This window comes from Neobacillus solisequens (assembly GCF_051233465.1).
GTDB lineage: Bacteria > Bacillota > Bacilli > Bacillales > Cytobacillaceae > Neobacillus.
Map to the genome: position 1 here is coordinate 189,798 of NZ_JBKFGJ010000014.1, position 15,123 is coordinate 204,920.

The following is a 15,123-nucleotide window of genomic DNA, read 5'->3' on the forward strand; positions in this document are numbered from 1 at the left end:
GTGCAAATTTTTACATGGATGTCTGTTAATCTTGTCTGTTGATTTCCGCTTCAGGTGCAAGCGGTTCGTGGGCGTTTCGGCGAGCCTACTCGGCGCTTGCGCCTGCGGGGTCACTCCAGAACCGTCCCTCCCACAGGACGTTGATTTTCTTCCTAGAATTCGCCCACGCACGAAGGAAATGCGTTAGCATTTTCGAGGAGTCTTCGCACCTTCCGCTCCAATCAACAGAGTGTAAAAAGTCAACACTGTTCTTTAACACAGCCTATAAAAAAAGAGCCCCATAAAATAAATGAGCCCTACTTTACAGTGTTATCTTTTTGACATTCTCAATCGGTGTTTCCAGCCATTGCGAAGCGATCTTTGAAAAGATCCTCGTGGAACCTGTTGTATAAAATTCGTGTTCTACCTCTTCCAATCCGGGATCGAGCATTCCATTATATTGCAAAATTGCGCTAATTTCCCGAGCAGTTTCATCTCCTGAACTAATAACATTGACCTTATCACCCATGACTTCTTTTATGAGTGGTTCTAGCAACGGATAATGTGTACAGCCAAGAATGAGTGTATCTAAGTTTTGATCCACTAATGGTTTTAAGGATTCAATGACAATTTTTTCAGCAATCGGCCCGTTGAGTTCATTGCTTTCAACTAAGGGAACAAATTTGGGACACGAGTGCCCCGTAACAAAAAGCTTACTATTAAGTGATTTCAAAGCAACTTCATAGGCGCCGCTTTTTATGGTAACATCCGTTCCAATTACACCGACCCTGTAATTTTTCGTCCTTTTAATAGCTGCACGCGCCCCAGGGTTAATAACGCCAAGGACTGGGATGGAAAGCTCCCGTCGAATGTCATCCAGTGCTGCAGCTGTTGCCGTATTACAGGCAATCACCAGCATTTTTATATTCTTTTTCAATAAAAATCTAGTTAATTCCCAAGTGAATTTTTTAACTTCTTTGGTCGTTCTGGGTCCGTATGGGCATCGTAATGTATCGCCTAAATAGATAATTTTTTCATTAGGCAGCTGCCTTATGACTTCTTTGGCAACCGTTAACCCTCCTACACCAGAATCTATGACACCAATCGCTTGCTTCAAAACTCTCGCCCCATTTATCGCATTTCTTGATGCAGTTTGTCCAGATTAATTTGAAGAAGCCGGATTTCTTCACTTGTGAAATCTTTTAATACTTCTGCCAAATATACCTGGCGTTTTTTAATTACTTCATCAATGATTCGTTTTCCTTCTTCTAATAAGTGTATTCTCACTACACGTCGGTCATTTTGATCCTTCACTCGTTCAACGAGGAGATTTTTTTCCATGCGGTCCACTAAATCTGTTGTCGTACTGCATGCCAAATACATTTTATTGGAAAGCTCCCCAATTGTCATATCTCCGTCTTCAAACAGCCATTGTAAGGCTACAAATTGTGGAGGTGTAATTTTATAATTAGTAAGCAATTCTCTACCTTTTTGTTTGATAATGCCCGAAATATAACGTAGATCCTTTTCAATATTGGCAACTATGTCCCCATTTAATGTTTGAGAATGTTCGAGTTTCATTTATATACACTCCTAAAAATTAGCTTCTCCTCAGGTTTATTTCCGTTTCAACAGGTTAATACCATAAGCTTGTCCTTATTTTCTACTTTTTTCGAGAAAAATTCAAGTTGAAACTATTGTTTTCCTATGTAAATCAAGTTTATCTCCAAAAATGTATGAGCCGGCCTCCCAAATGGAAACCGGTTCAATATTGATAGTATTTTTAAAAGAGTGTTGGTAAATAAGTGATTGTGAAACTCCCTTTAAACAAAAGGATGTCGGCAAATTCAAGCGATTTTGATCTTCAATCTATTAGATAAGATATAAACCATCAAATTTCTTCCGACTTCTTTCATTATTATATATGTTTCCCTATTTAGAGCATTACATTTTGGCTGCTTGCAATTTGGCTTGTTCTAGAACTTCCTCCACATCCTAGCATGAGCCTGCTCCTTCTTCCGAAATTATTGAATAGGCTGCACAAGAATGCTATGCATTGTTAGAGCTTTGATTTCGTTTCAAAAAGAAAAAAAAGCACCTCCTATGCGTTATTTTCCTTATTAGAGCAACGTCTCGACGGTTAACTTTCGATATCTTCTGAAATTTATTGTAAGAATCAAAATAAAACACAATAAGACCTTGCCAAAAGGAAGGCCTAAATCGTATGGTAATTTCGGATCGAACCGACAACCTCTTGCCTGCCATGCCGGGACGCTTTTACCCTTTAAAATTATATAACCTTCGCAAAACACTTTAGATCATGGTTTTTCGGAGGTTGTTATTTTTCTTTGTTTTACTCCGTAGGACATAAAAATATGAAAAACGTGACCACGATGTGACCAAAGCTCGGCTATTGAACAAAAGCATCCATTTGTTGTATAAGTTTATTTTATAATTTATTTTCCCAAAAGTTTTTTTCAAAAAAATTAATTATTTCTTCTTTATAATTGTATCTATCATTGAGCTTTTGTAGTAAGTCGAGATCATGGGTATGAGTTTTTCCAGTATCGAGTACTTCTCGATACAATTCAAAATAAGGAAGTTTATTACTAATAGCGTTTTTTATTTCATTTTCTACATCATAAGAAATTTTTTTAAATCTTACCTCAGCAATCCCTCTCTCATCGATTTCAAGAATCGCATACTGTGCACGCAGGTCAGAACATAGCTTGTCCCATTTGTAAAATGGCTGTCCGATAGTACCTGGGTTAATAATCAATTGATCATTGCTACTATAGCGTAACAATTGATGATGGGTATGTGCATAAATCGCAATATCGTAATCATGCTCAAATAACTGATCAAAATTTTCCTGATTATTAGTTGGCCATAAATCTCCACCATAATTTTTATTTTGTAGATTATGACTAATACTGATTGATAGATCATTTACTTGTTTTGTTGCGTGTAATGGTAAATTCTTAATTAGATTAATATAGATTTCATTCAAATTTTCACACTGATACTGAACTAACCGAGAAACATAGATATCAGTTGCATTATCAAAATCTACCCTTTTATTCAACACGTCAAGGAAACAGTCTTCCCAGTTTCCTTTTACATACATACCAACTTTAATAGTTTCTAATATTTCAAATAAATCATTTGCCCCAGGCCCAGGCATGATTAAATCTCCTAAAAACCAATAGTCAGTGACACCTTCTTTTAAAGAATCTTCAACAACTGCTTTTAATGCACTAACATTTCCATGGACATCTGCTAGTAAAGCAATTCTATGTTTCATTTATTTTATTTTGTCCTCCCTAAAAAATAACAGTTAATTAATAATTAAAAATATAGTCCTTATTTTATCATTTAGTGGTATATTATGGAATCCATTAAGCTCGTCGCTTTTGTTGAAGAAGTTTCAATTTTATTGAACTTTATCCTAAAAATACTATTTAACAGTATAAAAAAACTAAATATTTAAAAAATAATAAAAAAAAACGGATGTGATGTGAATGAAGAAGCCAACAAATTTACTATTATCAATGATCATAGCTTTAATCCTAGTTCCAATTAACTCTTTAGCTGCAACATTGCAAAACCTACCTTCAAAGGAATCCTCGAAACAATGGGAAGTCATTGTTGGTAAAGCTGACAGCGATGACACGAAGCTTAACAAATCAACGAAGCCAGATTTATATAATGTTTATAGCCTTAACATCAAAAATATTGGTGACAAAGACATTAAAATGGTTAAAGTTGAAGCATATAGAGATGAACCTAACTCAACAACACAATACGAATTATTCACTGTTGATTATGAACATAATAGCTTGGAAAAGCCTTTTCACCATCAAAACTTTCCTTTGTACACTAAGGCAACTCAGTTAAAAGTTATTGTTACTTGGACAAAGAAAAGTGATAAAAATGACTATCCACGAAAATATAGTGAACAATTTGTTTTTCAACAATAATGTCTATTTCTAGGAGGGTGTAATCCCTCCTTTATTTTTATTTGAATCTTGTTACAAATCCTACGATTAATAAGTTTTTTTATTGAACTGATATAGATTTCAGGAATATTTGGTGGATATTTTAAATCAATACTCAAATCAAAACTGTATCAACATTTATTTTAATACACAATTATTTAACAGTGCTAATTATCTTAACTTTGCAGAATGGTGTAAAAAAGCATTTTCAATTATAGGGCTTTTTGTTATAATTAGTGTAAAATTACACCTAGGTATAAATGCCACCTTGTATATGTTAAGGGGGAATAAGAATTGAAAAAGGAGCATTTCTTTATATGGATGTTAATGATATTTGCAACTTTAATAGGCGTATATGGACAATCTTTAGCATATTTTGTGTATGAACATATCAATCTTAAAAGTCCGCCAGTATATTACTTAACCATCTTTACGGTTACTAGTGTCATTTTATACTTAGTTATTCCTTTATTAACATATTTGATGATTAGGGTAAAAAAAATTGATAAAAAATATTCTCATATATATATTTTGGGTTTTGGCATGTTAGGTATATGCGTATCTATGTGGTCAATATTTGTTTGTGTGATGTGGTGGGGCTAATTTTTTTGAAAAGAATAGTTTGAATGAACTAGTATGATTCTTAAAGAAGATGTCGTATATTTTTCACCAAATGAAGGTTTGTTAAGAAATATAATTTTTTATGGGGGGCTTTTGTTTAATACCCCCAAGTTATCAATAAGTCAAAAATATGCAAGTTCTTGTATATTTTTGGCTTTTTTATATTCAAAAGATAAACTACCATGTATTTCCTTATTGAAAAAAAAGAAGCAGTTTAGCTTAGCATAATTTTTTATTACAGAATTAACCAAATTGAGTTATTACTTATTTAATAAATTATATGAAGTAGGTGTGATAATGGATTTACTGGCTGGTTTTTAATATTCGCGGGGATTTTTACGGTTTATGATACTTTGAGAAAAATGAATAATAATACTGCAAGTTTCTTTTCAGAAAACCTACCTCTGTTCGGATATTCCAATACACCAATTCTAACCTTTATTTGTCCTTTCACATTTCCAAGCCATTCTTTTGAGTGCTCTCTTAATCGAGAGTAAAAGTTTCTTTTTGTCTTTCCAATGTAAAGGCAACGTTTCTTTACCGCCATAAACCCGGTATATTGCATAAATATTATAATTCAAAGTACTTCCTTATTATAAAATGTTTCTATGTCGTATGCCCCATACCGTCTTATTTGTACCTCAGTCAATTATTTTCCCACACTTCCCCCAACTGCTTTCCAAGAATTATTTTCCTTTTAATATAAGCTATTATATCAAAAGCTCGAATGAATTTTGCGGCAAACTCCCCTTTGTTACTGTAACATGAACCCAATTTCAACATAATTACACTAAGAGCACAAGCAAAAAGAGAACCCTTTCGAGTCCTCTAATTTACAAACACTTTATTTTCTAACCTACATGTTGGATAAAGAGGAAGCCATTCCTCTTTGTATAATAACTCTATCCTCAGTTGACTGAACATATATCTGGGTTGTAGTAACGTTGCTATGACCAAGAAGACGTGATACTGTGTAAAGATCAGTAGTCGCGAACATCGACTGGGCGTAATATCTTTTCATTGAATGGGACAAGAATCCTCACTTCGATACCAATAGCCGTTCCTGCCTTTTGAAGTACGTACAGCGGTACACCTTTACCACTAATCTTCATTACATCATCGAAAACATCTTCTTTACACCACTCTGCGAACTGGGGCATTGCGTTTCTTTTGTTCTTGATTGTTGCTTTTGAAAAGCATTAATTCTGAATGTCCAACAAATATTCCTTAATGCAATCTTTCATAAAATGCCACTCCTCAGACCATATTTATTATGTTCAAAGGGAGTTCGGCATATTTACCTATGAATCTATAAAAATCCTATTATATCAACGTTTGTACAAATGTATGAACCGGCCTCCTAAAAGGATGCCGGTCATGTTTAAAGTTCTAGCTCTCCCATTCGAAGGAGTTCTACAACTGCTTGTGAACGCCCCTTTACACCAAGCTTTTGCATGGCATTAGAAATATGGTTCCGAACTGTTTTCTCGCTGATAAAAAGTTCACTAGCGATCTCTTTGGTTGTTTTGTCTTGTACTAACAGCTCGAATACTTCTCTTTCCCGTTTGGTGAGTAATGGCTTGTGAGTATAATCATTCTCCTTCAAGTACTGTAACCCTCCTTGCCTTCGCCAGTTATGAACCGGGGGTGGGTATATATTTAGTCACCATATCATATGTGAACATGTTGCAGGTAGTGACTGTAATTATTGAAAGGATCATGTTTTTATTTCATCATATAAAAAAACCCTCTTTTCATTATAGAAAAGAAGGTTTTTGTTGTTACAATCAATCATGGTCACTGCCGAAAAAGTTTCGGAATGACTGGAAGGTCGCATCACGATTAATGGCTGCAATGGAAGTGGTAAGTGGTATTCCTTTTGGACATGCTTGAACACAGTTTTGTGAATTACCACAGCCTTGAAGACCGCCGTCTTCCATAAAGGCATTTAAACGTTCTGCCTTATTCATAGAGCCAGTTGGATGGGCATTGAACAAACGAACTTGTCCAAAAACAAATGGTCCCATGAAGTTTGATTTGCTGTTGACATTAGGACATGCCTCTAAGCAAACTCCACAAGTCATACATTTCGATAATTCGTAAGCCCATTGGCGCTTATTTTCAGCCATTCTTGGTCCAGGTCCAAGATCATAGGTTCCATCAATTGGAATCCATGCTTTAACCTTTTTCAAAGAATCGAACATTCTGCTACGGTCAATCTGAAGGTCACGGATAACCGGGAACGTACTCATTGGCTGCAGGCGAATTGGCTGCTCCAATTGGTCAACTAGAGCGGAACAAGATTGACGCGGTTTGCCATTGATGACCATTGAGCAGGCGCCACATACTTCTTCCAGACAGTTCATATCCCAAGTAATCGGGGTTGTTTCTTTTCCGTCAACAGTTACTGGATTTTTACGGATTTCCATTAAAGCAGAAATCACGTTCATATTTGGACGATACGGAACCTCAAACGTCTCCTCATAAGGGGCAGCGTCTGGAGTATCCTGACGAGTAATAATAAATTTAATAGTTTTATTTTCAGCCATTTTTCCTACTCCCCTTCCTATTAGTGCTTTTTAGTGTAATCCCGCTTCCTTGGTTGAAGCAAAGATACGTCTATATCTTCATAATGGAAAGCTGGAGCAGTCTGCGCATCAACAAATTTAGCCATTGTTGTTTTCATGAATTCCTCATCATTACGTTCAGGGAATTCCGGTTTGTAATGAGCACCACGGCTTTCATTGCGGTTGTAAGCACCAAGCGTAATAACACGAGCCAATTGAAGCATGTTTTGTAATTGACGTGTGAACGCTGCCCCCTGGTTGCTCCATTTCGCTGTATCATTAATATTGATTTTCTTATAGCGTTCTAGTAATTCTTGAATCTTTGCATCCGTTTTTAAGAGACGATCATTGTAACGAACAACTGTTACATTATCAGTCATCCATTCACCAAGCTCTTTGTGAAGAACATATGCATTTTCAGTACCATCCAATGACATAATGCCATTCCATTTTTCTTCCTGCTCTTTAACATGGCGATCAAATACGGTTGAAGAAACTGCATCAGAGCTCTTTTCAAGGCCGCCAATATATCTAACAGCGTTTGGCCCTGCAACCATACCGCCATAAATGGCAGATAATAATGAGTTCGCGCCTAAACGATTTGCACCGTGCTGTGAATAATCACATTCACCAGCAGCAAACAGACCAGGAATATTTGTCATTTGATCATAATCAACCCATAAGCCGCCCATCGAATAGTGAACAGCAGGGAAAATCTTCATTGGAACTTTACGCGGATCATCGCCAACGAACTTTTCATAAATTTCGATGATACCGCCTAATTTAACATCTAACTCATGTGGATCTTTATGAGATAGATCTAAATAAACCATGTTTTCTCCATTGATTCCAAGCTTACTATCGACACAAACAGAGAAAATCTCACGTGTTGCAATATCACGTGGTACTAGGTTTCCGTAAGCTGGATATTTTTCCTCAAGGAAATACCAAGGTTTTCCGTCTTTGTATGTCCAAACACGACCGCCTTCACCACGTGCCGATTCACTCATGAGACGAAGCTTGTCATCTCCAGGGATAGCTGTAGGATGGATTTGAATCATTTCACCGTTCGCATAGTAAGCACCCTGTTGATAGACTATGGAAGCTGCCGAACCCGTGTTAATAACAGAGTTAGTAGATTTACCAAATATAATTCCTGGGCCTCCGGTTGCCATGATCACAGCATCAGCAACAAATGAACGAATCTCCATTGTTTTTAAATCCTGAGCTACGATTCCGCGGCAAGTTCCTTCATCATCAGTAACTACCCCCAGAAACTCCCAGCCTTCGTACTTCGTAACCAAGCCTGCCACTTCATGACGGCGAACCTGCTCGTCCAGCGCATATAATAATTGCTGTCCAGTTGTTGCCCCAGCAAATGCAGTACGATGGTGCTGTGTTCCACCAAAACGACGGAAGTCTAGCAATCCTTCAGGCGTACGGTTAAACATAACACCCATCCGGTCAAATAAATGGATAATTCCTGGAGCCGCTTCTGTCATTGCTTTTACAGGAGGCTGATTTGCCAAGAAGTCTCCGCCATAAATCGTATCATCAAAGTGGATCCACGGTGAATCCCCTTCACCTTTAGTATTTACTGCTCCATTAATACCACCTTGGGCACAAACAGAGTGAGAGCGTTTAACTGGAACTAGAGAAAATAATTCCACCGGTGTTTCATGTTCCGCAACTTTCACAGTTGCCATCAAGCCAGCTAATCCGCCGCCGACTACGATCACCTTTCCCTTACTCATCGTGACTCACTCCTTCAATCCAAAATCCATATTTTTCCGTTTTCGTTTTAAATCTATTAAACAAAAGCAACTAATGTTTGAACTCCTACAAAAGAAAGCGCTAAGAAAATTATCATCGTGACATATGTAATAATTTTTTGAGAGCGCGGTGTTTGAGCAATGCCCCATGTAACCAAGAAAGACCATAAACCATTAGAAAAGTGGAAAATAGCTGAAATAATTCCGATTACATAAAAAGCAAACATGATTGGTGAAGATAAGATATCCTGCATCATTTGGAAATTAACTTCTGTTCCATAAATCGCATATGCCAAACGAGTTTCCCATACGTGCCATGCAATAAATATGAGAGTAATAACCCCTGTAATACGTTGGATTAAGAACATCCAGTTTCTAAAAGTTCCAAATCTGCTAACATTGTTTTTAGCCGTAAAAGCAATATAAAGGCCATAAATTGCGTGAAATAAAATTGGTAAAAAAATAACAAACGTTTCCAGGACATAACGGAATGGAAGATTCCCCATAAAATCTGCAGCTTTGTTAAATGATTCTGCTCCCCCAGTTGCAAAATGATTGACAGTTAAGTGCTGTAAAAGGAAAATCCCAATCGGAATGACCCCAAGCAGTGAATGCAATCTCCGATAAAAAAACTCGCGATTCGCCGCCATTGAATTACCCCCTTTTGTTTTTAAAAAAAGTTTGAATCTTACATTTTTCCCACTATCAGTGTGACAATTATGTGACATGTTCATTTTACTCCCAACGACAAATAGCGTCAAGGAAACGGATACATAAAAACTAGTTAAATATAAAATTTTTTAAATATATTGATATTATAAATGTATGATGATTTATAGCGCTATTAGTTATGTCGAAAAATGAAAGCGCTTTATTTCATTCGTTTAATTTCCAATATCTTACGGGTGACAATTCCACTATTTTGGTAATGATAATTATGACAATAAACAAGTGGTGTTATATTAAGATAACAAATCCTACCCTATAACTTCTTCCGATTTCGGTAATGAAAATTCGTCGATTTTGTATATAATAGAATAATAGAAAGAGGGGAAACTTGTGAAAGAAAGCATAGTTACTGATCAAATTGGCAACACGGCGGAACCGAGGTCCATGTCTGTTTTTGGATATGAACTTATAAGGGAAGTGCTTCTACCTGAGATTTTTGGTAAAGATACTCCCGAAATATTGTATTGGGCCGGAAAACGCCTCGCCCGTAAATATCCATTGGAAAATATGGAAGAACTTATTGATTTTTTTGAAAAAGCTTCATGGGGCACTCTCATGATCAAAAATGAGTCAAAAAATGAAATGGAACTAGAACTGGCCAGCCCGCTCCTTGTATCTCGGGTAAAATCAAAATCAGAACACTTCTATCAATTAGAAGCCGGCTTCTTGGCTCAACAGTTCGAACAACAAAAAGGAATGATCTCCGAAACATACGAACATCCTGTCAAAAAATCAAACAAAGTTCGCTTCACGGTTAAATGGGATTTGAAAGATCTGATTTAAATGACAACATAAAAAAACTCGGTGATTAGCGAGTTTTTTAGAAGTAATTGCATATATTCCTAATATGATGTTTAACTTTTCCATCAGCTAATGAATGGTGACAGGTACCTTGGTGCCTGTCACCATTTTCTTTTTTTAGAAATTACTGATCTCCTAATTCAAATGCAGAATGGAGCGCTTCAACTGCTTTATGCATGTATTTTTCTTCCACAACGGCAGAAACTTTAATTTCTGAGGTACTAACCATTTTCACCGGGATTCCTTGATTTGCAAGGACATCAAACATTTTGGCCGCAACACCTGGGTTGGAGATCATACCTGAGCCAACAATGGATACCTTTGCCAACTTGTTCTCTGCATCCAACTGCCCATACCCTAAACTTTCTTTATTGTTTTCAAGAACATTTAAGGTTTCTATCCAGTCATTCGTTTGGATAGAAAAGGAGAGGTTGGCAGCTCCTGTTTCTGTTGTACTTTGGATAATAATATCTACATTAATATGATTTTGGGCTAAGGTAGTAAAAATAGTTGAGAGACTGTTTAAAGAATTCGTCAAGCCTAAAACCGTTACTTTCGTAATGTCGGCCTCAAATGCCACTCCACGTACTACTAAATTTTGCTCCATTGTTGCTTCCTCCTCAATCACTGTACCTTCTTCTTTTTCCATACTAGAACGGACTTCTAACCGCACCTGATAATTCTTGGCGAACTCAACTGCCCGCGGATGCAATACACCAGCACCTAAATTTGCAAGCTCGAGCATCTCATCATAAGAAACCGAGAGCAATTTTCGAGCACTTTTTACATACCTCGGATCGGTAGTAAACACACCGGTAACATCCGTATAAATATCACATTTATCTGCTTTTAATGCAGCTGCAAGAGCGACAGCGGTTGTATCAGAGCCACCGCGTCCCAATGTCGTAATTTGTCCATCTTCTGTTACGCCTTGGAATCCCGCCACAATGACAACTTTTCCAGCATTTAATTGTTTGCTGATGGCCTCTGTATGGATTTTGGAAATTCTCGCATTTCCATGAATCGGTTCAGTGATGATTCCAGCCTGCCAGCCGGTAAAGGAAACAGCTGCAAGCCCTTTTTGGTTTAGGGCAATTGATAGTAAAGAAATCGTTACTTGTTCTCCTGTAGTGAGGAGCATATCCATTTCACGCTTATTTGGCTGAGAGGAGAGTTCCTTGGCCATATTTACAAGTTGGTCTGTCGTTTTTCCCATTGCCGAGACAACAACGACCACTTGGTTCCCTCTTTCAGTTTCTTCTTTAACACATTGTGCTACATTTAATATTCTTTCAATACTTCCAACAGAAGTACCGCCAAACTTTTGAACAATTAACCCCATGTTTTCCCCTTCTTTCAACAATCCTATTTATAAATATTCCCAATAAAAAAATAAAAAAAGCAATAGGAGGGTATCCCATTGCTTTTTAAACACAAATAAAAAAATCTTGTGCACACAATGAAAGATAGCTCTCCAAGACATGCGTCTTGACAATCCGGTATTTATTCAATACAGGACCAGCTAAGAAAGCAATGAGGCTTTCCTGCTTCGGCGAACATCCCCTTTCAAGACCCTTCACTGAGGCTCATCCCTCTCAGAGTCTTTACTATTGAAGTTCGCACCTCTACCTTCACTTTAACACGTAAAAGTGATAGTAAATGAAATTTTTCTAATTATAGCATAGCATAATTTTTCTGACAATCCTTATGATTGCAGTTTTTTCATTAGCTCATCAGCAACATTTGGCGGTATGCCAATAGATGTAAAGTCCTCAAGGGCGGCTTCTTTCATTTTTTTCACTGAACCAAAGTGTTTTAGCAATAATTTCTTCCGTTTTTCACCAATTCCTGGGATTTCGTCCAACAATGATTGGAATGAACTTTTTCCACGAATTTGGCGGTGAAAGGTAATCGCAAAACGGTGTACTTCGTCTTGGATTCTTTGCAGCAAATAAAATTCCTGACTGTTGCGCCCCAATGGAACAATTTCTAGAGGGTCTCCATACAAAAGCTGAGAGGTTCTGTGCTTGTCATCCTTAACAAGCCCTGCTAAAGGAATATCCAGACCTAGTTCATTTTCAAGGACATCCCTCACGGCTTCCACATGTCCTTTTCCTCCGTCAATAATGATTAAATCTGGAAGTGGTAAATCTTCCTTTAGGACACGGGAGTATCTTCTCCGCGTTACTTCCCGCATTGATTCATAATCATCAGGTCCTTTAACAGACTTGATTTTGTATTTGCGATATTCTCGTTTATTCGCTTTGCCATCAATAAACACAACCATCGCTGACACGGGGTCAGTCCCTTGAATATTCGAGTTATCAAATGACTCAATTCGATGTGGAGTATAAATACCGAGAAACTCACCAAGGTTTTCAACAGCTTTAATGGTTCTTTCTTCATCACGTTCAATCAGCGAGAACTTTTCCGCCAAGGCAATTTTCGCATTTTTAATGGCCATTTTGACCAAATCCTTTTTTTGCCCACGCTGCGGCTTTAGAAGTTTAACTGCCAAAAGCTGTTCGGCCATGGCAAGATCCACTTCATCCTGAACGAAGATCTCCTTTGGTTTGAAATGGTTGGATTGTTGGTAAAATTGACCAAGGAACGTTAAGATTTCATCTTCCGGTTCATTATAAATCGGAAACATCGATACGTCTCTTTCGATCAGCTTTCCCTGCCGGACAAAGAAAACCTGAACACACATCCAACCCTTATCTACGGCATAGCCAAACACATCGCGATCCGTAAAATCAGTCATGGTAATTTTTTGCTTCTCCATGATCGTTTCGATATGGCTAATTTTATCTCGATACTCTTTGGCCCTTTCAAAATCCAATTCTTCAGAGGCTGCTGTCATTTTCACCGTTAGCTCTTTTTTAATTTCCTTATAACCGCCATTTAAAAAACGGGTAATTTCATCGGTCATTTCCTTATATTGGTTCTCTGACACTTCGTTCACACATGGTGCCAGACACTGTCCCAAATGGTAGTATAGGCATACCCTATCCGGTAGTGTGGAGCATTTCCGCAATGGATAAATACGGTCTAATAGCTTTTTCGTTTCGTTAGCAGCGCCAACGTTCGGATACGGTCCAAAGTATTTACCTTTATCCTTTTTCACTTTTCTGGTGATAATTAGTTTAGGATGGCGCTCCGCTGTCAGCTTGATGAACGGATAGCTTTTGTCATCCTTAAGCATTACATTATATTTTGGATCATATTTTTTGATCAGATTTAACTCTAGAAGTAAAGCTTCAATATTGGATGAGGTCACAATATACTCAAAGTCTTCGATCTCATTTACCAGCCTTAGGGTCTTTCCATCATGAGACCCGGTAAAATAAGAGCGCACACGATTTTTTAGAATTTTGGCCTTTCCCACATAGATAATGGTCCCCTGCCGGTCCTTCATTAAGTAGCAGCCCGGCTGATCAGGCAGCAGTGCAAGCTTTTGCTTTATTGTTTCATTCATACCGGCCACTCCTCTTCCTCTTTTACATGGTTCCTTAAAATTTTAAAACAAACCGATAATAAAAGGAAGTGGGAGTGTTTGCTATTAAGAAAAAATACCTTATGTATAGATTATATCTTCCACGGTTTGCTTAACCGTTCTCTCTTTCATCACTTCATGAAAGACATTCCAAACGCGATTCCTTTCCATTTGTCCTTCATCCCTTTTATGAAAGACATTCCCAAACAGGATTCCTTTCCATCTGTCGTTCATCCCCTTTATGAAAGACATTCACAGACAGGATTCCTTTCCATCTGTCTTTCATCCCCTTTATGAAAGACATTCCCAGACAGGATTCCTTTCCATCTGTCTTTCATCCACTCTTTGAAAGACATTCCCAGACAGGATTCCTTTCCATCTGTCTTTCATCCCTCTATGAAAGACATTCACAGACAGGATTCCTTTCCATCTGTCTTTCATCCACTCTTTGAAAGACATTCCCAAACGCGATTCCTTTCCATCTGTCCTTCATCCCCTTTATGAAAGACATTCACAGACAGGATTCCTTTCCATCTGTCTTTCATCCACTCTTTGAAAGACATTCCCAAACGCGATTCCTTTCCATCTGTCCTTCATCCTCTTATAAAGAAAGATATTTCTTTATAAAAATAAAAAAACCTTAACCGGTGAGATTCCAGTTAAGGCCTTTGGTCTTTGATTAGACGTGCTTTTGAAGTACACCTGCTAAAGCTTCTTTTGGTTGGAAGCCAACTACTTTATCAACAACTTCGCCATCTTTGAATACTAACAAAGTTGGAATGCTCATTACGCCAAAGTTAGCTGCTGTTTGTGGGTTATCATCTACATCTAATTTTGTGATTTTGACTTTGTCGCCCATTTCAGCATCGATTTCTTCTAAAACTGGTGCAATCATTTTGCAAGGTCCGCACCATGGAGCCCAGAAATCAACAAGAACTAAGCCAGAACCTGTTTCTGCAGCGAAGTTTTGATCCGTTAAATGTGAAATAGCCATATATATGACCTCCTAATCTTTCTTAAATATACGGAAAGTATAGCATTGTTTAGAAAATCACGCTAATAATATGTTTCGCATCTAATTTTCCCTTAATGGCATTAAATTAAACTACATTATAAGAAAAGCACAAGCACCTAGGTCTACTGCATTTGGCCTCCTCGAA

Annotated in this window: 14 protein-coding genes and 1 riboswitch; of the genes, 3 read left to right on the top strand and 11 right to left on the bottom strand. The window is 37.5% G+C overall.

Going from position 1 to position 15,123, the window contains the following annotated elements:
- Window positions 1-301: 301 nt before the first annotated feature.
- The 3 genes from racE to ACI3K6_RS15425 form a co-directional block, all read right to left on the bottom strand.
- Window positions 302-1,096, bottom strand: a complete 795-nt coding sequence (racE, locus tag ACI3K6_RS15415) for a glutamate racemase (RefSeq protein WP_435555499.1) — start codon at window positions 1,094-1,096, stop codon at window positions 302-304.
- 14 nt (window positions 1,097-1,110) lie between these two features.
- The gene (locus ACI3K6_RS15420) at window positions 1,111-1,560 is read right to left on the bottom strand and encodes a MarR family winged helix-turn-helix transcriptional regulator (protein ID WP_435555500.1); all 450 of its coding nucleotides are present in this window, start codon (window positions 1,558-1,560) and stop codon (window positions 1,111-1,113) included.
- 868 nt (window positions 1,561-2,428) lie between these two features.
- A complete protein-coding gene (locus tag ACI3K6_RS15425) occupies window positions 2,429-3,283 on the bottom strand; it encodes a metallophosphoesterase family protein (protein ID WP_435555501.1) in 855 nt (284 codons plus the stop codon).
- A gap of 217 nt (window positions 3,284-3,500) precedes the next feature.
- Here ACI3K6_RS15425 and ACI3K6_RS15430 point away from each other — a divergent pair, with 217 nt between their 5' ends.
- Together ACI3K6_RS15430 and ACI3K6_RS15435 are read left to right on the top strand one after the other, a co-directional pair.
- Window positions 3,501-3,959, top strand: coding sequence for a hypothetical protein (locus ACI3K6_RS15430; protein WP_435555502.1), 459 nt, complete (start codon window positions 3,501-3,503; stop codon window positions 3,957-3,959).
- Window positions 3,960-4,271: 312 nt separating this feature from the next.
- The gene (locus ACI3K6_RS15435) at window positions 4,272-4,580 is read left to right on the top strand and encodes a hypothetical protein (RefSeq protein ID WP_435555503.1); all 309 of its coding nucleotides are present in this window, start codon (window positions 4,272-4,274) and stop codon (window positions 4,578-4,580) included.
- A 998-nt stretch (window positions 4,581-5,578) separates the two neighbouring features.
- Here ACI3K6_RS15435 and ACI3K6_RS15440 read toward each other — a convergent pair.
- The 5 genes from ACI3K6_RS15440 to ACI3K6_RS15460 form a co-directional block, all read right to left on the bottom strand.
- Window positions 5,579-5,758, bottom strand: a complete 180-nt coding sequence (locus tag ACI3K6_RS15440; protein ID WP_435555504.1) for a hypothetical protein — start codon at window positions 5,756-5,758, stop codon at window positions 5,579-5,581.
- Between the two features lie 221 nt (window positions 5,759-5,979).
- Window positions 5,980-6,204 carry a helix-turn-helix domain-containing protein gene (locus ACI3K6_RS15445; protein WP_042459328.1) on the bottom strand — a complete coding sequence of 75 codons (225 nt, stop codon included), beginning with the start codon at window positions 6,202-6,204 and terminating at the stop codon, window positions 5,980-5,982.
- Between the two features lie 181 nt (window positions 6,205-6,385).
- Window positions 6,386-7,147: a succinate dehydrogenase iron-sulfur subunit gene (sdhB, locus tag ACI3K6_RS15450; protein WP_335480895.1), complete on the bottom strand. Its 762-nt coding sequence runs from the start codon at window positions 7,145-7,147 to the stop codon at window positions 6,386-6,388.
- Window positions 7,148-7,167: 20 nt separating this feature from the next.
- Window positions 7,168-8,919, bottom strand: a complete 1,752-nt coding sequence (gene sdhA, locus ACI3K6_RS15455; protein WP_335480897.1) for a succinate dehydrogenase flavoprotein subunit — start codon at window positions 8,917-8,919, stop codon at window positions 7,168-7,170.
- A 56-nt stretch (window positions 8,920-8,975) separates the two neighbouring features.
- On the bottom strand, window positions 8,976-9,587 hold the full coding sequence (locus ACI3K6_RS15460; RefSeq protein WP_335480899.1) for a succinate dehydrogenase cytochrome b558 subunit: 612 nt from the start codon (window positions 9,585-9,587) through the stop codon (window positions 8,976-8,978).
- 409 nt (window positions 9,588-9,996) lie between these two features.
- On the opposite strand from ACI3K6_RS15460, the gene ACI3K6_RS15465 reads away from it, so the two are divergent.
- Window positions 9,997-10,449 (top strand): YslB family protein, encoded by a 453-nt coding sequence (locus tag ACI3K6_RS15465; protein WP_435555505.1) that lies wholly within the window; start codon window positions 9,997-9,999, stop codon window positions 10,447-10,449.
- A gap of 142 nt (window positions 10,450-10,591) precedes the next feature.
- On the opposite strand, the gene ACI3K6_RS15470 is transcribed toward ACI3K6_RS15465, so the two are convergent.
- From ACI3K6_RS15470 to trxA, 3 genes are all read right to left on the bottom strand, one after another.
- Window positions 10,592-11,809, bottom strand: a complete 1,218-nt coding sequence (locus tag ACI3K6_RS15470) for an aspartate kinase (protein WP_435555506.1) — start codon at window positions 11,807-11,809, stop codon at window positions 10,592-10,594.
- Window positions 11,810-11,926: 117 nt separating this feature from the next.
- Window positions 11,927-12,103, bottom strand: a riboswitch (Lysine riboswitch).
- A gap of 69 nt (window positions 12,104-12,172) precedes the next feature.
- Entirely contained in the window at window positions 12,173-13,945 is a 1,773-nt protein-coding gene (gene uvrC / locus ACI3K6_RS15475) for an excinuclease ABC subunit UvrC (protein WP_435555507.1), read from the bottom strand.
- A gap of 697 nt (window positions 13,946-14,642) precedes the next feature.
- Complete coding sequence (trxA, locus tag ACI3K6_RS15480) at window positions 14,643-14,957, bottom strand: thioredoxin (protein WP_335474929.1); 315 nt, start codon at window positions 14,955-14,957, stop codon at window positions 14,643-14,645.
- Window positions 14,958-15,123: the final 166 nt, after the last annotated feature.